Origin of the sequence: Micromonospora sp. NPDC048170 (assembly GCF_040652795.1) — a bacterium.
Classification (GTDB): domain Bacteria; phylum Actinomycetota; class Actinomycetes; order Mycobacteriales; family Micromonosporaceae; genus Micromonospora.
The window spans coordinates 239,472-261,967 of record NZ_JBEZMR010000002.1 but is presented as its reverse complement, the minus strand read 5'-3'; the positions used below and the strand labels follow the sequence as shown (position 1 = coordinate 261,967).

The 22,496-nt window shown below is 71.5% G+C and carries 20 protein-coding genes and 1 pseudogene; 11 read left to right on the top strand and 10 right to left on the bottom strand.

Annotation, left to right across the window (positions count from 1 at the left end):
• Positions 1-67 precede the first annotated feature (67 nt).
• Positions 68-295 carry a hypothetical protein gene (locus tag AB0D32_RS04730; protein WP_357084924.1) on the top strand — a complete coding sequence of 76 codons (228 nt, stop codon included), beginning with the start codon at positions 68-70 and terminating at the stop codon, positions 293-295.
• 3 nt (positions 296-298) lie between these two features.
• On the opposite strand, the gene AB0D32_RS04725 is transcribed toward AB0D32_RS04730, so the two are convergent.
• From AB0D32_RS04725 to dnaA, 5 genes are all read right to left on the bottom strand, one after another.
• Positions 299-910, bottom strand: coding sequence for a DciA family protein (locus tag AB0D32_RS04725; protein ID WP_357084921.1), 612 nt, complete (start codon positions 908-910; stop codon positions 299-301).
• A complete protein-coding gene (recF, locus tag AB0D32_RS04720) occupies positions 900-2,033 on the bottom strand; it encodes a DNA replication/repair protein RecF (protein ID WP_357084918.1) in 1,134 nt (377 codons plus the stop codon). Before recF ends, AB0D32_RS04725 begins: the two co-directional genes overlap by 11 nt.
• Positions 2,034-2,049: 16 nt before the next feature.
• A complete protein-coding gene (gene gnd, locus AB0D32_RS04715; protein ID WP_357084915.1) occupies positions 2,050-2,922 on the bottom strand; it encodes a phosphogluconate dehydrogenase (NAD(+)-dependent, decarboxylating) in 873 nt (290 codons plus the stop codon).
• Positions 2,923-2,962: 40 nt separating this feature from the next.
• Complete coding sequence (dnaN, locus tag AB0D32_RS04710) at positions 2,963-4,096, bottom strand: DNA polymerase III subunit beta (RefSeq protein ID WP_357084912.1); 1,134 nt, start codon at positions 4,094-4,096, stop codon at positions 2,963-2,965.
• A gap of 836 nt (positions 4,097-4,932) precedes the next feature.
• Positions 4,933-6,756 carry a chromosomal replication initiator protein DnaA gene (gene dnaA / locus AB0D32_RS04705; protein WP_357084909.1) on the bottom strand — a complete coding sequence of 608 codons (1,824 nt, stop codon included), beginning with the start codon at positions 6,754-6,756 and terminating at the stop codon, positions 4,933-4,935.
• 633 nt (positions 6,757-7,389) lie between these two features.
• Here dnaA and rpmH point away from each other — a divergent pair.
• From rpmH to AB0D32_RS04660, 9 genes and pseudogenes are all read left to right on the top strand, one after another.
• Positions 7,390-7,527: a 50S ribosomal protein L34 gene (gene rpmH / locus AB0D32_RS04700; protein ID WP_067300964.1), complete on the top strand. Its 138-nt coding sequence runs from the start codon at positions 7,390-7,392 to the stop codon at positions 7,525-7,527.
• 37 nt (positions 7,528-7,564) lie between these two features.
• Entirely contained in the window at positions 7,565-7,981 is a 417-nt protein-coding gene (gene rnpA / locus AB0D32_RS04695) for a ribonuclease P protein component (RefSeq protein WP_357084906.1), read from the top strand.
• Positions 7,982-8,025: 44 nt separating this feature from the next.
• Positions 8,026-8,265, top strand: a complete 240-nt coding sequence (gene yidD, locus AB0D32_RS04690; RefSeq protein WP_357085665.1) for a membrane protein insertion efficiency factor YidD — start codon at positions 8,026-8,028, stop codon at positions 8,263-8,265.
• A gap of 3 nt (positions 8,266-8,268) precedes the next feature.
• Complete coding sequence (gene yidC, locus AB0D32_RS04685) at positions 8,269-9,252, top strand: membrane protein insertase YidC (RefSeq protein WP_357084903.1); 984 nt, start codon at positions 8,269-8,271, stop codon at positions 9,250-9,252.
• 216 nt (positions 9,253-9,468) lie between these two features.
• Entirely contained in the window at positions 9,469-10,059 is a 591-nt protein-coding gene (locus AB0D32_RS04680) for a R3H domain-containing nucleic acid-binding protein (RefSeq protein WP_357084900.1), read from the top strand.
• A 217-nt stretch (positions 10,060-10,276) separates the two neighbouring features.
• The gene (gene rsmG, locus AB0D32_RS04675; protein WP_357085663.1) at positions 10,277-10,990 is read left to right on the top strand and encodes a 16S rRNA (guanine(527)-N(7))-methyltransferase RsmG; all 714 of its coding nucleotides are present in this window, start codon (positions 10,277-10,279) and stop codon (positions 10,988-10,990) included.
• Between the two features lie 276 nt (positions 10,991-11,266).
• Positions 11,267-12,553 carry an AAA family ATPase gene (locus tag AB0D32_RS04670; RefSeq protein WP_357084897.1) on the top strand — a complete coding sequence of 429 codons (1,287 nt, stop codon included), beginning with the start codon at positions 11,267-11,269 and terminating at the stop codon, positions 12,551-12,553.
• Between the two features lie 27 nt (positions 12,554-12,580).
• Positions 12,581-13,630 (top strand): ParB/RepB/Spo0J family partition protein, encoded by a 1,050-nt coding sequence (locus tag AB0D32_RS04665; RefSeq protein WP_357084894.1) that lies wholly within the window; start codon positions 12,581-12,583, stop codon positions 13,628-13,630.
• A 2,001-nt stretch (positions 13,631-15,631) separates the two neighbouring features.
• A pseudogene (locus AB0D32_RS04660) lies at positions 15,632-16,240 on the top strand (hypothetical protein); the annotation flags it as partial.
• 204 nt (positions 16,241-16,444) lie between these two features.
• Here AB0D32_RS04660 and AB0D32_RS04655 read toward each other — a convergent pair.
• Entirely contained in the window at positions 16,445-17,443 is a 999-nt protein-coding gene (locus tag AB0D32_RS04655; RefSeq protein ID WP_357084891.1) for a D-alanine--D-alanine ligase, read from the bottom strand.
• A 7-nt stretch (positions 17,444-17,450) separates the two neighbouring features.
• Positions 17,451-18,764, bottom strand: coding sequence for a PLP-dependent aminotransferase family protein (locus AB0D32_RS04650; protein ID WP_357084888.1), 1,314 nt, complete (start codon positions 18,762-18,764; stop codon positions 17,451-17,453).
• 293 nt (positions 18,765-19,057) lie between these two features.
• Here AB0D32_RS04650 and AB0D32_RS04645 point away from each other — a divergent pair, with 293 nt between their 5' ends.
• On the top strand, positions 19,058-19,723 hold the full coding sequence (locus AB0D32_RS04645; RefSeq protein WP_357084885.1) for a GNAT family N-acetyltransferase: 666 nt from the start codon (positions 19,058-19,060) through the stop codon (positions 19,721-19,723).
• Between the two features lie 28 nt (positions 19,724-19,751).
• Here AB0D32_RS04645 and AB0D32_RS04640 read toward each other — a convergent pair whose 3' ends face one another.
• From AB0D32_RS04640 to trxB, 3 genes are all read right to left on the bottom strand, one after another.
• On the bottom strand, positions 19,752-20,915 hold the full coding sequence (locus AB0D32_RS04640; RefSeq protein ID WP_357084882.1) for an N-acetylmuramoyl-L-alanine amidase: 1,164 nt from the start codon (positions 20,913-20,915) through the stop codon (positions 19,752-19,754).
• Positions 20,916-21,067: 152 nt separating this feature from the next.
• The gene (gene trxA, locus AB0D32_RS04635; protein ID WP_357084879.1) at positions 21,068-21,391 is read right to left on the bottom strand and encodes a thioredoxin; all 324 of its coding nucleotides are present in this window, start codon (positions 21,389-21,391) and stop codon (positions 21,068-21,070) included.
• A 33-nt stretch (positions 21,392-21,424) separates the two neighbouring features.
• On the bottom strand, positions 21,425-22,378 hold the full coding sequence (gene trxB / locus AB0D32_RS04630) for a thioredoxin-disulfide reductase (protein WP_357084876.1): 954 nt from the start codon (positions 22,376-22,378) through the stop codon (positions 21,425-21,427).
• Positions 22,379-22,496: the final 118 nt, after the last annotated feature.

The following is a 22,496-nucleotide window of genomic DNA, read 5'->3' as shown; positions in this document are numbered from 1 at the left end:
GCGTACCAATGATTGGTGTACCAATAGTTTGTATACCAACTGCTGCCGTCGTACCGGAGGCCAGGCGATGACCGAGGAGAAGCCCACCCCGAAGCGCTCTGGCGAGGGTGGCTGGCTGATGGCGTTCGCCTTCCGGCGCTGGGCCGGCCCACCGCAGGTGCAGGGCGCCGTGCAGGGTGGCTCCAACGAGGCACGGGAGGCGTGGAAGCAGGACCTGGAACGGCGCAAGCAGTGGAGCCGCGAGCAGCGGGAACGCAAGCGCGCCGAGCGGGAGGCCCGGCGTGAGGGTCGCTGACCGTCAGCCGTAGGTGTCCCGGGGCCCGCGGCCACGGACCCGGCGCGGACCCTTCGACCAGGACGGCGCGGCGGGACCGTGGATGTGCAGCTTGCGCACCACGTTGTGGCCGACCTCGCTGGCGATCTGCTTCAACAGCGAGCCGGCCAGCAGCCGCAGCTGGGTGGCCCACGCGGTCGAGCGTGCCTCCACGGTCAGCTCGCCGTCCTCCAGCTTCACCGGCCGGCTGTGCTGGGCCACCTCCGGGCCGACCACCCGCTCCCAGGCGCCGAACACCGTCGCCTCGGCCGCGGGCTGCTGCCAGCCCCGCGCCTTCACGAGCCGGTTGAGCACCGCGCCGAGCGGCTGCGGGTCGCGCGGGTCCGGCCCCGGACCGGAGTAGCCACGCAGGCGCCGCTCCTGGCCGCCCTCACCGCCCCCGTCGCCGGTGGTACGCCGGCGCGTGCGCGCCGCCGCCTCCCGGCGCGCCTTCGCGGCGTCCAGCACCGCCCGGGCCAGCTCCGGCCCGCTCGCCCCGGCCGCCTCGCCGTTCGCCGCGCTGCCGGAGTCCCCGCCGGCCGTCCCGCCGCCCCGAGCGGGGCCGAGGCGGGCCGGCGGAAGCTGCTCATCCGACACGCCGCACCGTCCCCTCGCCCACGGCGTACCGGGCGCCGCGCAGGGACGCCGGCACGTCCTCGTCGACCGCGCAGGTCACCAGCAGTTGGCTCGCCCCGCCGACCAGCTCCGCCAGTCGCTCGCGCCGCCCGGCGTCCAGCTCGGCGAAGACGTCGTCGAGCACCAGCACCGGCTCGATGCCGTCGGAACGGAGCAGGTCGTAGCCGGCCAGCCGCAGGGCCAGGGCGTACGACCAGGACTCGCCGTGGCTGGCGTACCCCTTGGCGGGCAGCGGGCCCAGGGTCAGCGCCAGCTCGTCGCGGTGCGGGCCGACCAGGGTGGTGCCCCGCTCGACCTCGGCGGAGCGGGACTCGACGAGCGCGGCGGTCAGCGCCGCCACCAGCGCCTCCCGGTCGGTGGTGGGCTCCGTCAGCTCCACTGACGGCCGGTACGCGATCCCGGCGGCACCCCGGCCCGCCGCCACCGCGTCGTACGCCTTCGTCACGTGCGGGCCCAGCGCGGCGACCAGCTCCAGCCGGCCGGCGAGCAGCTCCGCGCCGTGCCGGGCCAGGTGCGTGTCCCAGACCGCCAGGGTCGACAGGTCCCCGCCCCGCGACCCGCCCGTCTTGCGGGCCAGGTACGCGGTGCGCAGCAACGCGTTGCGCTGCTTGACCACCCGCTCGTAGTCGGCCCGCACCCCGGCGTACCGGGGCTGGCGGCTGACCAGCAGGTCGTCGAGGTAGCGGCGGCGCTCGGCCGGGTCGCCCCGGACGAGTTCCAGGTCCTCCGGGGCGAACAGCACGAGCCGGAGCGCGCCGAGCACGTCCCGGGCCCGGCGGGCCGGCGAGCGCCCCAGCCGCGCCCGGTTGGCCTTACCCGGAACGATCTCCAGCTCGACCAGCAGCTCACGCCCCTCGTGCGCCACCGCGCAGCGGATCACCGCCGAGGAGGCGCCCATCCGGACGAGGGGAGCGTCCGTGGCGACCCGGTGCGAATCCAGGGTCGCCACGTAGCCCAGCGCCTCGACCAGGTTCGTCTTGCCGACACCGTTGGCGCCGGTCAGGACGTTCGCACCCGGCTCCAGGTCCACGCCGACCCGCTCGTACGAGCGGAAGTCGACCAGTTCGAGCCGGCGGACGTACACAGGCGTGCGGATTCCGTCAGCGCTTGCGAACGGCGTGGCCGCCGAACTGCTGACGCAGCGCGGCGACGGCCTTCATGGCCGGCGAGTCGTCCTGCCGGGAGGCGAAGCGGGCGAAGAGCGAGGCGGTGATCACGTTCAGCGGCACGGCCAGCCGGACCGCCTCGTCGACCGTCCAGCGGCCCTCGCCCGTGTCCTCCGTGTAGCCGCTCAGCTCGGCGAGCTCCGGGTCCTCGTCGAGGGCCCTGTCCAGCAGGTCGAGCAGCCAGGAGCGGACCACCGTGCCCTCACGCCAGGACTTGAACACCCCCGGCACGTTGGTGACCAGCTCGGACTTGGCCATCAGCTCGTAGCCCTCGGCGTAGGCGTGCATCAGGCCGTACTCGATGCCGTTGTGCACCATCTTGGCGTAGTGCCCGGCGCCGACCGGCCCGGCGTGCACGAAGCCGAACTCACCCTCCGGCTTGAGCGACTCGAAGATCGGCATGAGCCGGTCGACGTGCTCCTGGGCGCCGCCGACCATCAGCGCGTAGCCGTTCTGCCGGCCCCAGACGCCGCCGGAGACGCCGGCGTCGAGGTAGCCGATGCCGCGCTCGTTCAGCCGCTCGGCGCGGGGCGCGTCGTCGCTGAACCGGGAGTTGCCACCGTCGATGATGATGTCGCCCTCGCCGAGGACGTCGGCGAGGGCGTCGATGGTCGCGTCGGTGACGCCGGCGGGAACCATGACCCAGATCGCGCGGGGCGACTCCAGCTTCTCCGCCAGCTCCGCCAGGGTCGCGACATCGCTCAGGTTCGCGTCGTGGTCGAAGCCGACCACCTCGTGCCCTGCGGCGCGCAACCGCTCGCGCATGTTGCCGCCCATTCGGCCGAGCCCTACCAGGCCGAGCTGCATGTGTTCATACCTCCGTGCGTCGGGGTCTTCTCGGGCGCGATCAGCGGGAGACGCGGATCGGCATGATGAGGTACCGGTACCCGGGGATGACCTCGCCATCCTCGCCGGAGGGCGAAATCACCGCGGGCTTGAAGGCATCGACGAACGAGAGCACGGCGAACTGGGCCCCCAGGTTGGTGAGGCCGTCGATCAGGTACTGCGGGTTGAAGCCGATGGTCAGCGGGTCACCGGTGAAGGTGGCCTCCATCGCCTCGCTGGCCCGCGCCTCCTCGGTGCCGCCGGCCTCGACCACCAGGCCGTCGGCGCTGAAGCTGAGCAGCACCGGGGTGGCGCGGTCGGCCACCAGGGCGACGCGCTTGACGACCTCGATCAGGGTGCTGACCGGCACCCGGGCCTCGGCGTTGTGGGTGGCCGGGAAGAGCGAACGCACCGGCGGGTAGTTCGCCCCGTCGAGCAGTCGGCTGGTGGTGCGCCGGGTGCCGCCGGCGAAGCCGATCATCCCCTCGCCGGCCGCGCCCTGGGAGAGCGCCATGGTGACCTGGCCACCGATCGGGCCCAGCGCCTTGGCGGTGTCGTTCAGGGTCCGGGCCGGCACGAGGGCGTTGATGCTCACCTCGGGGTCGTCCGGGTTCCACTCCATCTCGCGCAGGGCCAGCCGGTAGCGGTCAGTGGCGAGCATGGCCAGGGTGCCGCCGGAGAGCTCGACGCGTACGCCGGTCATCATCGGCAGCGTCTCGTCGCGGCCGGCGGCGATGGCGACCTGGGCGACTGCCGCGGCGAAGGCCGCGGCGTCGATGGTGCCGGCGCTCTCCGGCATCTCCGGCAGGGACGGGTAGTCCTCGACCGGCATGGTGGGCAGGGTGAACCGGGCGCTGCCACAGACCAGTTCGAGGTGGGCGCCGACGGCGGCGATGTCCACCGGCTTGGCGGGCAACGCCTTGGTGATCTCGGCGAGCAGTCGACCGGAGACCAGGGCGGCGCCGTCGGCGTCTCCCTGTACCTCGACGGTGACCTGGCTGGAGACCTCGTAGTCGAAGCCCGAGACCTGCAGGTTGCCGTCGGTCACCCGCAGCATCACGCCGGCGAGCACCGGCACGGATGGCCGGTTGGGCAGGCTCTTCGCGGTCCAGGCCACGGCCTCGGCGAGCGCGTCGCGCTCCACTCGGAACTTCATCAATGCCTCCGCGTCGACGTCAGCGACAACTCTCTCATGCCGACCGCTGCCTACCGACCCGCCTGTCCGTGCGGGTACCCATCGCACCTTAGGGCGCGTGGGCATCGGCTGTGCGCCCGACCCCGTGCTCTTCCCCGGTGCCGGTGGGCCGTCGACGACGGCTTCCGGCCAATCCACAGGAAGTCCAACGGTGATGATTGGTTTTTGTTGTCTTAGAAGAGATAACTCGTCATCTTCATCGCACCTGTGCAAACTGTGGAAAACCGGCGTCTTCGCAGCTCAGACACGATATCCACCGGTGGTTTACCTGTGGAGAACCCGGGGTACAACTCGTGTCGCGATCCACAGGCTGTCGGTGTCCCCAGGTTGTCCACCGTTGTCCACCGGTTATCCACCGGTAATCCACCGACTTTCTCCCCAGCTCTGTGGACAGACGGAAGCCGTGTGCACGGCGTCATCCCCAGAACCTTCAACAGGTTTCCCACAGGCGGACCGTCGTCGGTGGACAACCAATCGGTTGTCCCCAGGCATCCACAGGCTCGTCCCCAGGGTTTATCCACAATCTGTGGGTAACCGGGTGACGGGCGGACGGTAGTTGTCCACAGGCTGTGGACGACGAGATGTGGACAACGATCCGGGCGGTGGACGGACACGGCTCAGATGATGTGGTCTCCACCATGTCGAGGGTCAAGCGAGGCCGGCTGTGGAGAACGAAGAAGAGCACGAAAAAACGCCCGGCCGATGGTCCGGCCGGGCGCGTCGGTGGCTCTCTGTCCTCGCGGACGGCGGCTTCAGTTCGGCGCGTACGCCGCCGCGCTGCGACCTGAAGCCGTCGCTCAGGTGTTCTGCTTGATCCGGTTGGTCAGCTCGGCGATCTGGTTGTAGAGCGACCGGCGCTCGGCCATCTGCTGGCGGATCTTGCGGTCGGCGTGCATGACGGTGGTGTGGTCCCGGCCGCCGAAGGCCTGCCCGATCCGGGGCAGCGACAGGTCGGTCAACTCCCGACACAGGTACATGGCCACCTGGCGGGCGTTCACCAGCACCCGGGAGCGGGAGTGGCCGCGCAGGTCCTCCAGGCTCACCCCGAAGTAGTCGGCGGTGGAGACCATGATCTGGTCGGCGGTGATCTCCGGCCCGGCGCCGTCCGGGATGAAGTCCCGCAGCACCTCCTCCGCCAGCGACAACTCGACAGTCGAGCGGGTCAGGCTGGCGAACGCCGTCACCCGGATCAGCGCGCCCTCCAACTCCCGGATCGAGTTCGACACCCGCGAGGCGATGAACTCCAGCACGTCCGGCGGGGCGTAGAGGCGCTCCTGCGCCGCCTTCTTCTGGAGGATCGCGATCCGGGTCTCCAGGTCCGGCGGCTGGATGTCGGCGAGCAACCCCCACTCGAAGCGGGTACGCAGCCGGTCCTCCAGGGTCGCGAGCTGCTTCGGCGACCGGTCGGAGGTGATCACGATCTGCTTGTTGGCGTTGTGCAGCGTGTTGAACGTGTGGAAGAACTCCTCCTGGGTGCGCTCGCGGTTCTCCAGGAACTGGATGTCGTCGATCAGCAGGATGTCGACGTCGCGGTAGCGCCGCTGGAACGCGCTGGTCTTGTCGTCCCGGAGCGAGTTGATGAAGTCGTTGGTGAACTCCTCGGTCGAGACGTACCGGACCGAGCGGGCGTTGCCCAGCGTCGTGGCGTAGTGCCCGATGGCGTGCAGCAGGTGCGTCTTGCCCAGCCCCGAGCTGCCGTAGATGAACAGCGGGTTGTACGCCTTCGCCGGCGACTCGGCGACCGCGACGCTCGCCGCGTGGGCGAAGCGGTTGGACGAGCCGATGACGAACGTCTCGAACATGTACTTCGGGTTGAGCCGGTTGCCGCCACCGTCGGTGCCGGGCAGCCGGCGGTCGTCCCGCCCGCCGGGCCGGTGGTCCGCGCCACCCCGCCCGGGCCCGTTGTCGGTGCCGGTGTCCCGGGGTATGGCCCGGATCACGTGCTGGTCCCGGGGGGAGACGGCGTCCTCGCGGTAACGCGGCTCGTACCCCCGGGTGTCGGCGGCCTGGTCGTCGTAGCCCCGACGGTCGGCCGGGTGCCGGACCGGCGCCGACCGGTCGGGCCGCGGCGGCTCGGCGAAGGCCGTGCTGAACAGGGCCTCCTGCCCGCCCCGGTCGCCCGGCCGGTGCCCGTCGTCGTCCGGCGACGGGGACGAGGCGTCGGGCCGCCGCTGGGGGTGCGCCTGCTCGGGGATGAGTGGCGGCTGTCCGGCTTCCATGGCCGCGCCCTCGCGCTGCCCGACCATCCCGTCGAAGCCCACCGGCGCGTCGGCGTAGTCGCCGGGCCCGCCGTCCTGGTCGGCCGGCCCGGTCTCGGGGCCACTGCGGTAGACGGTGCCCGCCGGGCGGACGGCGCCGCCCTCGGGCACGCGTACGGTCACCGCGACCTGGATCGGCCGGCCCAGTCGGCGGGTGAGCGCCTCCGTGATCGCCGGACGCAGCCGGGACTCGATCACGTCCCGGGTGAAGGCGTCCGGAACGGAGAGCAGTGCGGTGTCCTCGACGATGGCCCGCAGGCGGGTCAGCCGCAGGTACGCCCGTTGCTGCGCGGAGATGATCTCGTCGGCGAGTTCATCGGTCGTCGCCGTCCACACCGCGGCAAGGTCGGTCGTCCCGGTCACCGTCGTGCCCCCCTCGCCTCTGCTCCGCCGACGCCGCCGTCTTCTCCGGTCGGCCGTCCCGGGCCCGCCACGTTCGCGCGGGTGGAAACGACACCCACCGGACGACCGACCGGTCCTCGTCCACAAGTTATCCACAGCCTGTGTACGCACCGATTGTGGCCGCCCGCCGGACGCGGGTCGGACCTGCCCCCTGCCTGAACGGGCGCTGAAGCGGGTTCACCGTGCCGAACGATTCACTACCGTGTCCGGTCTTGCCCGCCGGCGACGACCGGACCTTTCGACGCTGACCGCAATCGGGCACGGTAACAGCGTTGTCCGCGCGCCATCAACCGCCGACGCGCGGCGACCCTTGTCGACATCAGCGAAAACCGCCGCATCGGTCGCTGGTGGGGCCGGATGTCCACCCCTGCTGGGGGTGTTTGACGGTGGATGCCGCCCTGCGTAGGCTGGAACGGCTGCTCTCTCGCCCTCTGCTAGGGTGATACGTGCTTGCTGTCCGCGGTCGCATCCCCGCATCGCCGAGGTCCCGCGTCGCCGGGCAGCACCGATCGGGGGCCACCGCCGAGGTGGCCTGGACCACCACACGATCCCGGCGACCCCTCGCCCGGGGCGTACGAAAACGGAGAGCCTGACGTGAGCAAGCGCACCTACCAGCCGAACAACCGCCGCCGCGCGAAGACCCACGGCTTCCGGCTGCGCATGCGCACCCGTGCCGGCCGCGCCATCCTTTCGACCCGTCGCGCCAAGGGCCGCACCCGCCTGTCGGCCTGAGGCCGACCGGGTCAGGTCCGGGGGGACGTGAACAGTCGTGCTGGCGGCCGCACAGCGACTGCGGCGCAGCACTGACTTCGCCGCAGCGGTCCGGGGTGGTCGCCGCGCCGGCCGTGGCGCTGTCGTCGTGCACCTGAGCCTGCCGACAACCCCCGACGCCGCGACAGCAGCCTCGCCGGAGCCGGCGCGGAGCAGCGGTACGGAGCAACCTTCCGTACCTGCCCGCGCCGGCTTCGTCGTGTCCAAGGCCGTCGGGAACGCCGTGGTCCGCAACCAGGTCCGGCGTCGCCTGCGACACCTGGCCCGTGAGCGGCTGACCGGTCTGCCCGCGGGAAGCACCCTGGTCGTACGGGCGCTGCCGGCCGCGGCCGACACGTCGTACCCGCGGCTCGGTGCCGACCTGGACGCGGCGATCGCCGCCGCAAAGGCGCCCCGCGGACGGCGGTCCCGGTGACCGCCGGACCGACCGGGCCCCGGCCGACGACGATCGGTGCCCGGGTGCTGAGCGGGCCTGTCATCGCGTACCGTCGGTGGATAAGTCCGGCTCTGCCGGCCCGCTGTCGGTTCTACCCGTCGTGCAGTGCCTACGCCCTGGAGGCGGTGGCGGTGCACGGCGCGATCCGGGGAGCGGGCCTGACGGCCCGGCGGTTGTTGCGCTGCCACCCCTTCCATCCAGGTGGACACGACCCGGTGCCTGAGCCGGGCGACCGCCGCCGTGCCGATGTGACTGGAGCCTGAGAATTGAGTCTCGACTGGATCTACTACGCGATTTCGTGGATCCTGCTGGCCTGGCATGGGGCCTGGGACGCCATCGGGGTGCCGGACGCGGCGGTGATCGGCACCACCTGGTCCTGGATCCTCGCCATCGTCTTCCTCGTGGTCACCGTCCGGGTGATCCTGTTCCCCGTCTTCGTCAAGCAGATCAAGTCGCAGCGCGCGATGCAGGCGCTCCAGCCGCAGGTGAAGGCGCTGCAGGAGAAGCACAAGGGTGACCGGGAGACGCTCCAGAAAGAGATGATGGAGCTCTACCGGAAGGAAAAGGCCAACCCGCTCATGGGCTGCCTTCCGATGTTCCTCCAGATTCCCGTCTTCCTGGGCCTCTTCCACGTGCTCCGCCGGCTCGACCCGGCCAACGGGGGCAAGACCCTCTACGGCTGGACGGTGACCCAGTTCGAGAGCGCCTCGGCCGCCAAGATCTTCACCGCCCCGATCGCCGGCAAGTTCGGCTCGACCGCCGAGGAACTGGCCCGGCTCGGCGCCAACGGCACCACCGTGAAGGTCATCGCCGGCATCCTGGTGCTGGTGATGATGGGCACCACCTACCTCACCAGCCGCCAGATGATCCTCAAGACCGGCTGGGCCGAGGACCCGCAGCAGCGGATGATCCAGAAGCTGATGCTCTACGGCATCCCGCTGTCGCTGCTCATCTCCGGTGCCATCTTCCCCATCGGCGTGATCATCTACTGGGTCACGAACAACCTCTTCACCCTCGGCCAGCAGCAGTGGGTGCTGCGGAAGTTCCCGCCGCCGCCGAGCGCCACCAGCAAGCCGGGCACCTCGGCCCGCAAGCCGGTGCAGCCGACTAAGACGGGCGGCCTGCTGGGCCGCGGCAAGCCGGCCCCCCAGGCCCCGGCCAAGCCGGTCACGCCGAAGGTCGCCGGCCCCAAGCCGGGCGCCAAGCCGGCCAACCCCAAGAAGGGCCGCCCCGCCAAGCGGCAGGGCTGAGAACCTCCGGGCCGCCGTCGGAACTACCGGCGGCGGCCCGTTCCGCATCGTGCAGCCGCCGTACGGCCGGCGCCGGGCGGAACCGCCGCGCGCGGCGCGGCCCACGGGTGAGACTGCCCGTACGACAGACGTGCCCGTGGGCACCGGCGACCTCCCGCCGGCCACGGAAAACCAGCGGACCCGACGGTCCGGCCGAGCGAGTACGGAGATGAGACCGTGACCGACACCAGCACCCCCCACGCCGAGAAGTCCCTGGACGAGGAGGGGACCGAGCCGACCGCGGCCAACGGCGGGACCGAGGAGACCGACGAGGAGTCGGGCACCCGGGAGAAGAAGACCGTCGGCGAGAGCGAGCTGTTCCGGCAGAGCGAGATCGCGGCCGACTACGTCGAGGGGCTGCTCGACATCCTCGACTACGACGGCGACATCGACGAACTGGTCTCCGGCGGTCGCCCCGTCGTCGAGGTGGTCGGCGGCCGGCTGCAGAACCTGGTCGGTCAGCGCGGCGCCACCCTGGAGGCGCTCCAGGAGCTCGCCCGGCTTGCCGTCTTCCGCCAGACCGGCACCCCGAGCCGGCTGCTGCTCGACGTCGGCGGCTACCGCGCGACCCGCCGCAAGGAACTCGCCGCCGTCGCCAAGAACGCCGTCGAGAAGGTCAAGGAGCACGGCGAGCCCGTGCGCCTGGAGCCGATGTCCGCGTTCGAGCGCAAGTGCGTGCACGACGTGGTCAACGCGATGAGCGGCGTGGAGAGCGAGTCCGAGGGCGTCGAGCCGAACCGGCGCATCATCGTCCGGCCGGCGGACTGACCGAGTGATCCACGACGACACCACGGCCGGTGCCGTGGACGGCCCGGGTGGTACGCCGCCCGGGCCGTCCCCTGTCCGGCCCGAGCCGACCCTGACCCCCGAGGCCGCGCAGTCGCCGGCGGTCACGCCCGATACCGGGCAGTCGACCGTTGTGCCCTCCGACGGCACGGCGGCCCCGTCCGGCGGCCCCGACGCCGCACCGTCACCGACCGACGCGGTGCTGCCGCCGGAGCTGGCGGGTGCGGCGCGTACCCTCTTCGGCGACCGGATCGAGCTGGCCGCCGCGTACGCCGAACTGCTCGCCACCGACGGTGTGCTCCGCGGCCTGATCGGTCCGCGGGAGGCGCCCCGGATCTGGGACCGCCACCTGCTCAACTGCGCGGCGGTGGCCGAGCGGATTCCCGAGGGCGCGACGGTGCTCGACGTCGGCTCCGGGGCCGGGCTGCCCGGCCTGGTGCTGGCCATCGCGCGACCCGACCTGACGGTGACCCTGATCGAACCGCTCGCCCGGCGCACCTCCTTCCTCATCGAGGCGGTGCAGCACCTCGGGCTGGCGAAGATGGTCCGGGTGTTCCGGGGGCGGGCCGACGAGGCGGCGAGCGGGTCGACGGGCGTCGGCCCGTTGAGCGGGGACGTGGTGACCGCGCGTGCCGTGGCTCCACTGGACCGGCTCTCGACGTGGTGCCTGCCGCTGGCCGTGCGCGGCGGTCGGCTGATCGCCCTCAAGGGCGCGTCCGCCGCCGACGAGGTCGCCGAGCACGCGCAGACCGTGGCCGGGCTGGGTGGCGGTGCGCCCGAGGTGTACCGCTGTGGCGAGGGACTGATCGACCCGCCGACGACGGTGGTGGAGATCGTGCGGGAGCGGATGGTCGGGCCGGCCCGACCGAAGGCCGCCAAGCGGTCGCGTGGCGGCCAGTCCCGGCGGCGCTGAGTCTCTGCCCGGCCCACGCCGGGTGCCCGCGTACCGGCTTCCCGGCCGGCGGTTGCGTCGTTGAACCGGTACCGGTGGACGGAAGGATGAGCACCCGACGTGGACCGGCTGCGCCTGTGAGCCGTAGGCTGGCTGCGCGTCGATAGTGTGGAGCGGGCGGCAACGGACGTTCACCGGTCCCGCCACTCCCGCCGGGCCGTACGCTCCGCGGTGCGAGTCGCGTGCGGCCAGTTGACGGGGTGCGGACCGACCATCCGAAGCGGGCAGGGATGACAGGTGCATGACGACGGCAGGTACGACGATCCACGCGTGACCGGGTCAGCGGGCGACCCGGTTTCACGTGAAACCGACTACCCGAGCTGGTCGGCCGACGGGCCGTCCCGCGGCCCGTCGACCCGGCCGCCGGAGGGGTTCGAGCCCACCCGGTCGGAGCCTTCGGCGCCGCGCGCGGCACCCGGGCCACGTCCCAGCAGTGCGGCCGGCGGTCGAGTGGTTCCCCTCCGGCGCAACGCTTCGGCCTCGGCTCGATTCGAGTCCGTGCCGCAGCAACCCACCCCGGACTCGGTGCCGGATTCGACCCCCGAACCCGTTCCCGTCACGGACACGCCCGCGTCCCCGGCCGGCTCCCACGGGGCCACCGCCGCCGAGGCCGCGTACGTTTCACGTGAAACCCCGACGCGCGAAGAGGATGACCCACCGTTGGCTATGGAGGCGATGCGCGCCGTGCAGATCCTGAATCCGAGTGGCGAGGTGACAATGCCTCGGCCGGAGCGGACCCGGGTCATGTGCGTCGCCAACCAGAAGGGCGGCGTGGGGAAGACCACGACCACGGTGAACCTTGCGGTGGCACTCGCCCTGCACGGCAACCGGGTGCTGGTGGTCGACCTGGACCCGCAGGGCAACGCCTCCACCGGGCTGAACGTCCCGCACCACACCGGCGTGCCGGACGTCTACGACTGCCTCATCAACAGCGTGCCGCTGGAGGAGGTCGCCCAGGGCGTCGAAGGCATCCCGAACCTCTGGTGCGTACCGGCGACGATCGACCTCGCCGGCGCGGAGATCGAGCTGGTGTCGGTGGTCGCCCGTGAGTCCCGGCTGGCCCGGGCGATCGACGCCTACCCCGGCCATTTCGACTACGTCTTCATCGACTGCCCGCCCTCGCTCGGCCTGCTCACGGTCAACGCGCTCGTGGCAGCGCAGGAGGTGCTGATTCCGATCCAGTGCGAGTACTACGCGCTGGAGGGGCTGAACCAGTTGATCAACAACATCAACCTGGTCCGCCAGCACCTCAACCCCAAGCTCGACGTCTCCACCATCCTGCTCACCATGTACGACCGGCGTACCCGGCTGGCCGACGCCGTCGAGCAGGACGTGCGGAACCACTTCGGCGACAAGGTTCTCCAGGCGGTCATCCCCCGCAACGTCCGTGTCTCGGAGGCACCCAGCTACGGCCAGTCGGTGATGACCTACGATCCGGGATCGCGGGGGGCGACGAGCTACTTCGAAGCCGCCCAGGAGATCGCCGAGCGTGGCGTCAAGGAGCCGGTGAGCCGGAATGCGTAGTGCGGAACAGTCGCTGGGAGGCAAGGCATGAAGAACCGTCCTCGGGGCGGTCTGGGACGGGGCCTGGGGGCGCTCATCCCGACCGGGCCGGCGCCGACCGCGGTGATCGAGCCGACCACCATGGCCGAGCCGGTCCCCACGGCTGAGACGTCGCCAGCGGATGCTGCCGCCGTCGCGCCGACGGAGGCGGTGCCGGCCGCGGCGAGCCCGGCCGTGGCGCCGCAGCCCGAACCGCAGCCCGTGCTCAACCCGGTGCCGGGTGCCAGGTTCGCCGAGATCCCGGTCGACGCGATCGTGCCGAACCCGAAGCAGCCCCGCCAGGTCTTCGACGAGGACGCCCTGGAGGAGCTGAAGACCTCCATCCAGGAGGTCGGTTTCCTCCAGCCCATCGTCGTACGGCAGCTCGACGACGAAAAGTACGAGCTGGTCATGGGCGAGCGGCGCTGGCGGGCCGCCGAGGCCGTCGGGCGGGAGAACATCCCGGCGATCGTCCGCGACACCCGCGATGACGCCATGCTCCGCGACGCGCTGCTGGAGAACATCCACCGGGCGAACCTGAACCCGCTGGAAGAGGCGGCCGCCTACCAGCAACTGCTGGACGAGTTCGGTGCCACCCACGAGGAACTCGCCCGGCGCATTGGTCGGAGCCGTCCGCAGATCTCGAACACGATCCGGTTGCTCAACCTGCCGGCCCCCGTGCAGACGCGGGTCGCCGCCGGCATCCTCTCCGCCGGGCACGCTCGCGCACTGCTGAGCCTCGACGATCCCGAGGCGCAGGAGAAGCTGGCACTCCGCATCGTCGCCGAGGGGATCTCGGTCCGCGCGACCGAGGAGATCGTCGCACTGGCCTTGAGCGATGGCACAGACACGAAGGAGTCGGCCAAGCGCCGTCCGAGGCCGCACGCTCCCGCGCTCACTGATCTGGCCGACCGACTCTCCGACCGGTTCGACACCCGCGTGAAGGTGGACATCGGCCGGAGCAAGGGCAAGATCACAATCGAGTTCGCGACCGTCGACGACCTGGAGCGGATCGTCGACATCATCGGCGTCAGCCAGGAGGAGGAGCCGGAGGCCTGACCCCCGGTCGACCCTGCCCGGCCACACGGCCGGGTTCGGTGCCGATGAACGGCAGTACCGCCGGCCGCGTGCCCCTGAGGGGCACGCGGCCGTTTCATGCGCTGCGGATCGAGCGCCCGGTTGGTGTCACCAGAGCGAGGGCGATCTGTACGAGCCTCGACGGCGCCCGAGCATCGGGCATCCGCTGGCGCTCGGTAGTCAGCGCGCCTCGGCTCAACGACCATCGCCGGAGTGCTCGTCGCCGGCGATGGGGTGCTGGGTCGGCAGCCAGATGATGAGGCGGTCCGCTGGAACAAAGCACCGGAGTTGCGATTCGGCAATGGCGGCCGTTCTGCCGCGACGGACGCCCCCTGAACGAGTTGATAGCGGCGCAGTGCAGGGTTCGCCCCCCAGGCGTCCAGCCGCAGGCAGGCCTTGCCCGCCTGGGAAGCTCGGCGCGGCCTCGTACGGCAATCAGGCACCAAGCTTCTGACCGTTGCAGGTCCCCGGTCCCCGTCCCCAGCGAGGTGGCGGACGTGCAGTGCCGCAGGCAGTCCATCGGAGGCCGTCCGAATTCCCTCCGCTTCTCGTCGTGCTCGATCGGCGGACCATCAAGCCGATCTCCGGAACGCGGTTCGGCGTTTCACGTGAAACCCGGTACGCGGGTCAGGCAGAGGGCACCGCTTCAGGCTTCAGGCGCGCCCGATGACCAGGCACGGGCAGGCAGGTTTCACGTGAAACCGGCCTCGCGCTGCTGCCACTCTGCGGTGTACCTGACTCTCGACGCAGCGGGCGAACCGGGTGCTGTTGGAGGCGGTGGACCCGTTGGAGCGCACGGGTCGCACGGCTGCGCTGTGGTGTGGTTTCCGATTACGGCATGGGCCCTTCAAGTTCCGAAGGACGGCCAACTCGAAACCTGTGCGCGAGCCGTCAGGAGTGCCGTCAACCCTGTCGACCAACTCCGCCGGGCTGAGCTTCGATCCGTGTGGTCGACTCACCGGCATGATGGCGTCGCTGCGGCAAGGTCGCCCGGCTCCAGTTGGACCCTGGACACGGTCGGGGTGAGTAACCCGGTGCCGGCGACCCGGGGAGCCAGGATGCCCGGCAGGGGCCGTCAGACGCTGGCCACGCCACGCCGTTGACTGTCCCCAGGTACGACCTGTTCGCCCGGCGCCGAAGATGAGGACCATCGGGCCAACCGGCGCGAACCTACGATCGCCCGCAACCCGGTCTCGACCCCGGGAGGCATGGGGCAAGAGGTCGCCCTTGCCCGACGCAGCCACCCCCAAACCGCGGCGTGGTGCGGTGGGGCTGCCACTGCGCGAGCGGGTCGCGGCGGTCGTCCCGGCAACTGCCCTGGCGGGGCGCCGGCTCCACCCAGCTGCCGACCATATGGGGCCGGCCGAATCGGGGACCCACCGCTCCTCCGACAACGCTGGCTCGACACCATCACCGGAAGAACCGGAAGGCGGGGCGGCTCTCGATCGACTGAACGAGAGCGCAGAATCTCCGGTCGCCCAGACGCGGCCATCCTGCGGGAGCAGACGGAGACTCTTGTGCCCGCCTCTCCGCCGCAGGGCGTGGGGCGGAACCCTCGACCACGGGTGCGCTGTCGCGCCCGTCCGCCGAGACCGCCCGCCTTGCCGACGCGTCAACTCCGCGATCCGCGAGCGGTGGACGGCAGGCAGCGGGTCTCGGCGATTGCTTGCGAGCGGGGGCGAACCGCGCCCACCCACACCTTCGGTTTCACGTGGAACCGGCGACCCCGGCTCGGTCAGAATTTCTGGAAGTACGCCCGGAAGTTATCCACAGCAGTTATCCACAGGCCCACCCCGTTTCACGTGAAACCCCGCGTAGAACAGGGTGTCAGCCTGTGGATGACGGCGTGTGTTTCGGGTCTCATCGGCCTGTGGATACCTGTGGACAGAGCCGCTCTCCGCCCCGCATCGCGGCCGGTGTGACACCGCTCGGTCGATCGTTCGGGTGGGGACAGCGGTGCCGGAACCGGTTAGTGTCAGCGTCGTGCACGACACCCCTCCCTCCGTTCCGGACTTCACCCAGTGGCCGTCCTTTCCCTTCGAGGGCGACCTTCGTGTAAAGCAACTCGACGATCCGGTCCCGGTCGAACCGCCGCGTAAGGGCGAGGGGCACCGGGAATGCACGACCTGCAAGGCTCCCGACGACGCCTACATCTGGGTGGGTGAGCGATGGCGGGTGCGCGCCATGGACCGCCCCACCGGGCTGCCGATGGTGCTGATCCTGGAATCCCGCTCGCATCTGGACCTCGGAGACCTGCCGAATCTGCTCGCCGCCGAGTTGGGGGTGATGACCGTACGGCTGGAGCGGGCCATCCGGTCCCTCGACGGGGTCGCCCGGGTGCACGTCAACCGCTGGGGTGACGGCTCGGCGCACCTGCACATGTGGTTCCTCGCCCGGCCCTACGGGCAACTCCAGCTACGGGGGACGTTCCTCTCCCTGTGGGACTCCATCCTGCCGCCGATCTCGGAGGCGCGGTGGCGGGAGAACCTCGCCATGGTTGCCGCCTGGCTGGCGGAATTCGGGGGACGACCGCTGGTCGAGCCCCCGCGTATCCAGTGGCAGGCGCCGTCCAGCTTCACGGGTCAGCCCGCAGTCGACGAGGATCCACCGGAGGGCGAGCCGGTGTCCGTGATCGAGTTCGCCGAGGAGACCCCTCCGGCGGAGGAGTCGGAAGTCGAGGCGCCCACTACGGAAACCAGACGGCCGGAGCGGTAGAACGCGCAGTGGGCGGCCATCCCGAGGAATTCCTTCGGCCGCCCACTGACTGATGAGCGCGGCGTCGGGGAGGCCGGGCGGTCAGGGGTGCCGGGTTGCGGCGCGGCCCACCAGGGTTCCGATCATCCGGCCGAAGTCGAGGCCGGCGGCCTGGACCGCGAGTGGCAGCAGCGAGGTTTCGGTCATCCCCGGCGAGACGTTGACCTCCAGCACGTGCGGCTGCCCGGCGGAGTCCACGATCAGGTCGACGCGGCTCAGATCCCGCAGGCCCAACGCGGTGTGTGCGGCCAGCGCGACATCGGCCACCGCGTCGGCCACCTCCGGCCCCAGCCGCGCGGGCGTGTGCCAGGTCGTCCGGCCCGCGGTGTAGCGGGCGGCGTAGTCGTACACCCCGTTGCGGGGCACGATCTCCACCGCCGGCAGGGCGCGCGGCCCGTCACCCAGGTCGACCACGGAGACCGCCACGTCCATGCCGGGCACGTACCGCTCGACCAGCGCCGTCGAGTCGTACGCGAAACAACCGACCATCGCGGCCGGCAGGGAAGCGGCGTCCCGGACCACGGCGGCGCCCAGCCCCGACCCGCCCTGGGCGGGCTTCACCATGAGCGGCAGCCCCAGCCGCTCGACGATCCGGTCCAGTACCGCCACGGCGCCCAGCTCGGAGAACCGGTCGTGCGGAAGGGCGACCCAGTCGGGGGTCGGGATGCCGGCCTCGCGGAGCACCGCCTTGGCGGAGGGCTTGTCCCAGGCGAGCCGCGACGCGCGGGCGTCGCACCCCACGTACGGGATGCCGCAGAGGTCGAGCACGCCGCGCAGCGACCCGTCCTCGCCGGTGGCGCCGTGCAGGGCGATCACGACGGCGTCCGGGGGGTCGGCGGTCAGGGCCGGCAGCAGTGCCACGTCCGCGTCCCGCAGTTCGGCGTCCACCCCGACCGCGCGCAGTGCGTCGAGCACCCGGCGACCGGACCGGAGCGAGACGTCACGTTCGTAGGAGAGGCCGCCGGCGAGCACCAGCACCCGCAGGTCGGCGGTGACGGCGGAGTCGGTCACGGGAGAACGGTCGGCAGCGGTGGGAGCCATGCCGGAATCATGCCAAGTCGGGTCCCGGCGTGTCCGCGCCGGCCTGCCCGCGCCGCGCTCCGGGGCGGCCCACCGTGCCGAACACCCGCCGCATGGCGATGTCCTGCTCCATCACGCCGGCCAGCCGGCGCACGCCCTCACGGATGCGCTCCGGGGACGGGAACGAGAAGTTGAGCCGCATGTTGCTGCTGCCGGTGCCGTCGGCGTAGAAGCCGGTGCCCGGCACGTACGCCACCCGGGCGGCGATGGCCCGCGGCATCATCGCCTTGGAGTCGAGCCCGTCGGGCAGGGTCGCCCAGACGAAGAGACCACCGCCCGGCGTCGTCCAGGTCGTGCCGGCGGGCATCAGGTCGTCCAGCGCGGCGAGCATCGCGTCGCGCCGTTCCCGGTAGACCTCGCGGTAGACCTTGAGCTGCTCCCGCCAGGGCATGGTGCCGAGGTAGGTGGAGACGGCGGCCTGCGCGTAGCCGCTCGGGCAGAGGATCTGCGCCTCGCTGGCGATGACCAGCTTGTCGCGGACGGCGTGCGGCGCGAGGATCCAGCCGACCCGCAGGCCGGGGGCGAAGGTCTTGGAGAAGGTGCTGAGGTAGAAGACCCCGTCGCGGCGCCGTGCGCGCAGCGGTGCCGGCGCCTCCCCTTCGAAACCCAGCTGACCGTACGGGTCGTCCTCGACGACCAGCAGGCCGGCGCGCTCGCAGATGTCGAGCACCTGTTCCCGCCGCTCCTCGGTCAGCGTCACGCCGGTCGGGTTCTGGTAGGTCGGGATGGTGTAGAGGAACTTGACCCGCCGGCCGGCGCGCGCCTGCTCGGCGATGACCGCCTCCAGCGCCTCCGGAATCAGCCCGTCGTCGTCCATCGGCACGTGCGCGACCTGCGCCTGGGCGGCCTGGAACACCCCGAGCGCGCCGACGTAGGTCGGGCCCTCGGCGAGCACCACGTCCCCCGGGTCCAGGAAGAGCCGGGCCACCAGGTCGAGGGCCTGCTGCCCGCCCACGGTGACCACCACGTCGTCCGGGGAGGCGCCACAGGCGGCGTCGATGCCGGAGAGGGCCATCACCTCGCAGATCCGCTCCCGCAACTCCAGGGTGCCCTGGCCGATGCCGTACTGGAGGGTGGTGGCGCCGTGCTCGGCACCGAGCCGGCCGAGCATCTCGCCGACCGCGTCGAGCGGCAGCGCCGCGATGTAGGGGGCACCGCCGGCGAGCGAGACCACCTCCGGCCGGCTGGCCACCGCGAAGAGTGCGCGGATCTCCGAGGCGGTCATGCCCCGCACCCGCCGGGCATACCGGTCGGTGTAGTCGTCGAGCGTCGTGCCGGTCATGACATCACCTCGATGGCTGCTCGGGTGGCTCCCGCCCCGGCGTACCCGGGACACCGACGACCGTGGCGACGCGGGACGCCGGTGTCGATCCTAGCCGCCACCTGGCAAAGCGTCACCGTGACGTGAACGCCGCCCACATCGCGGACCCCGGCCGGCGGCCCGGAAGGAGGGGGGTTCGCGCGTCCCCTCCCGCGGCGTCCGCTCACGGCGTACGATCGCTCGTCGGGGGCAGATGGCGGCGTTTGTCGCTCCGTGCCGGTCTCGCCTCCGAGCCTGAAGGTGGGGATGCGCCAATGTCGCGACGTCTGGTCAGCTTGACCCTCGACACCTTGGAGGACCTGCCCCGTCCGTGCCGGCAGTGCGTCTACTGGGAGCTCGACCCGGTTTCGGCGGACAGGGCCTGTGCCGCGGGCGATCCGGGGCTGGAGAAGGAGGCCTGGGTCTCGCAGACACTGCTGGAGTGGGGGTCCTGCGGCAAGCTCGTCTACGTCGACGGGATGCCGGCCGGCTTCGTCCTGTACGCCCCGCCGGCCTACGTGCCCCGCTCGATGGCGTTCCCCACCTCCCCCGTCTCCGCCGACGCCGCGCTGTTGATGACGGCCAACGTGGTGCCCGCCTTCGCCGGTGGCGGGCTGGGCCGGATGCTGGTCCAGGGCGTCGCACGGGATCTCACCAAGCGCGGCATCAAGGCGATCGAGGCGTTCGGCGACGCCAAGTTCGGCGACGCGGCCGACCCTGCCGGCACCTGCGTCGCCCCGGCTGACTTCTTCCTCTCCGTAGGCTTCAAGACGGTCCGTCCGCACCCGCGCTTCCCCCGCCTGAGGCTGGAACTGCGTACCGCGCTGAGCTGGAAGTCGGACGTCGAGTACGCGCTGGAGAAGTTGCTCGGTTCGATGAGCCCCGAGACGCTGCTCCGCCCGGTCCGTCCGGCCTCGGCCACCCGCTCGACCGCCGGCTGAGGACCCCCGGGCCCGACGCGCGTGCGGCTCAGTCGACCACCGTGCCGGCGGCAACCACCGCCCGCAGTTCGCTCACGTCGATCGAGCCGGTGGGGACGTCCCGCTCGACGGGGAAGTACATCCGCTGCACGGCGGCGACGATGGCCTCCACCACCCGGTCCCGGAACCGGGGGTCCACCAGCCGGGCCCGGTCGGTGGGCGAGGTGAGGTAGCCGACCTCGACGCGTACGGCCGGCATCCGGGTCAGCCGGAGCAGGTCCCACGCCTTCGCGTGCGTACGGCAGTCGCGCAGCCCGGTGCGGGCGACGATCTCCCGTTGCACCAGCCCGGCCAGCCGCTCCCCGGTCGCCGAGGTGACCCCGTTGTCGGTGCCGTAGTGGTAGGTCGCCACCCCCTCGGCCTCCGGATTGTCGTGCCCGTCGAGGTGCAGCGAGATGAACACGTCGGCGCCGAGCGAGTTGGCCAGCTCCGCCCGGCCGACGTCCGGCAGGCAGTCCTCCGGCGCCGGCCCGCGGGTGAGCAGCACCCGTACGCCGGAGGCGGCGAGCCTGCCCTCCAGCCGGCTGGCCAGGTCGTGCACCAGGTCCGCCTCGGTCCACCGCAGCGGCCCCTCCGGCACCACCACGCCCGGGTCGGTGCCCCCGTGGCCGGGGTCGACGACGACGGTCCGGCCCACCAGCGTCGGGCCGGACTGCCGGATGGCGTCGGATTCCCGCAGCCACTGGGGCCGCCCGCCGACGACCTTGCGGCCGAGCCGGCGCAGCGCGTTCATGGTGTGCGGCCCGCACGAGCCGTCGGGCGTCAGCCCGACCTCGCGCTGGAACTGGGCGACCGCCCGGGAGGTCCGTACGCCGTAGATGGCGTCCGCGCGACCGACGTCGTACCCCATCTCCAGCAGCCGTTCCTGGAGCGAGCGGACGTCCTCACCGGTGAGTGGCTCCGGGACGGCGTGGTAGAGCGTGCGGGCGCCGAGCCGCCAGCGGGCGGCGTCCAGGGCCCGCCAGGTCTCCGCACCGACACGGCCGTCCACGCTGAGCCCCCGGGACTGCTGGAAGGCCCGCACGGCCCGTTCGGTGTGCGTGTCGAACTCGTCGACGTCCGGCGCCGCCGGGGCGAGCAGGTCGAGGCCGGTCAGCACCCTACGGATCTCGGTCACCGCCGGTCCACGGTCACCGGGTCGGATCGGACGCACGCACGACCCCCTCTGCACGGACGGTTGCTGGCCGGGCGGCCCCCGGGTTGAAGGTTATGCGCTCCGGGGGCTCCGGGTGCGGCACGTCGGGAAAAACGCGTCGACCCCGTACCCGGTCGGCCGGGTACGGGGTCGACGTGCGTCGGTGCTGGTCAGAGCGCCGATTCGATGAGCTTGACGAGCTCGCCCTTCGGCTTGGCACCGGCGATCGACTGCACCGGTTCACCGTTCTTGAAGATGGTGAGGGTCGGGACCGACATGACCCGGTAGGCGCGGGCGGTCTCCGGGTTCTCGTCGATGTTGAGCTTGACGATGGTGACCTGGTCGCCCATCTCGCCGGCGATCTCCTCCAGCAGCGGCGACACCTTGCGGCACGGGCCGCACCACTCGGCCCAGAAGTCCACCAGGACCGGCTTGTCGGACTTCAGCACGTCGGCGACGAAACTCGCGTCGGTGACCGATTTCGTTGCTCCCACTATGACCCTCCTCCGGGGATGTTCTTCGGTTGTTCAGCCCTGCAACGTGGCGATGAAGCGCTCGGCGTCCAGCGCGGCGGCGCAGCCCGTGCCGGCGGCGGTGATCGCCTGCCGGTAGGTGTGGTCCACCAGGTCGCCGGCGGCGAAGACGCCGGGCACGCTGGTGCGGGTGCTGGGCGCCTCGACCTTCACGTAGCCCTCGTCGTCCAGCTCCACCTGCCCCCGGAAGAGCTCGCTGCGCGGGTCGTGACCGATGGCCACGAAGACGCCGGTGACGTCCAGAACCTTGGACTCGCCGGTGTGCGTGTTGCGTACCCGAGCCCCGCAGACCTTGCCGTCGTCGCCGAGGATCTCCTCGACCACGGTGTTCCACTCGACCTTGATCTTGTCGTTGCTCAGCGCCCGCTCGGCCATGATCTTGCTGGCCCGGAAGGAGTCCCGGCGGTGGATGATGGTGACGGACTCGGCGAACCGGGTGAGGAAGCTGGCCTCCTCCATCGCCGAGTCACCGCCGCCGACGACCACGATGTGCTGGTTGCGGAAGAAGAAGCCGTCACAGGTCGCGCAGGACGAGACGCCGTGGCCCAGGTACTCCTGCTCGCCGGGCACGCCCAGCGGGCGCCAGGCGGAGCCGGTGGTGAGGACGACGGCCTTGGCCCGGTATGCGGTCTGGCCCACCCAGACGGTGCTGACGGCGTCGGAACCCACACTGCCGGTGTCCTTCAGCTCGACCCGCGTCACGTCGTCGGTGAGGAACTCCGCGCCGAACCGCTCGGCCTGCTTGCGCATGTTGTCCATCAGCTCGGGGCCGAGAATGCCGTCGGCGAAACCGGGGAAGTTCTCCACCTCGGTGGTCGTCATCAGCGCGCCGCCGGACTGCACGCCCTCGATGACGAGCGGCTTGAGGTTGGCGCGCGCCGCGTAGACCGCAGCCGTGTAACCGGCCGGCCCGGAGCCGATGATGATCAGGTTGCGGACCTCGTCCACTGCCGTCTCCCGATTGTGTTGTTCGCCATCGGCGCGCACCGATGCCGGATCCGATGCCGATGCCCTCGCGGACGCCGGCAGCCTGATGTGCAAAACGTCATCGTACGAACCGGGGATT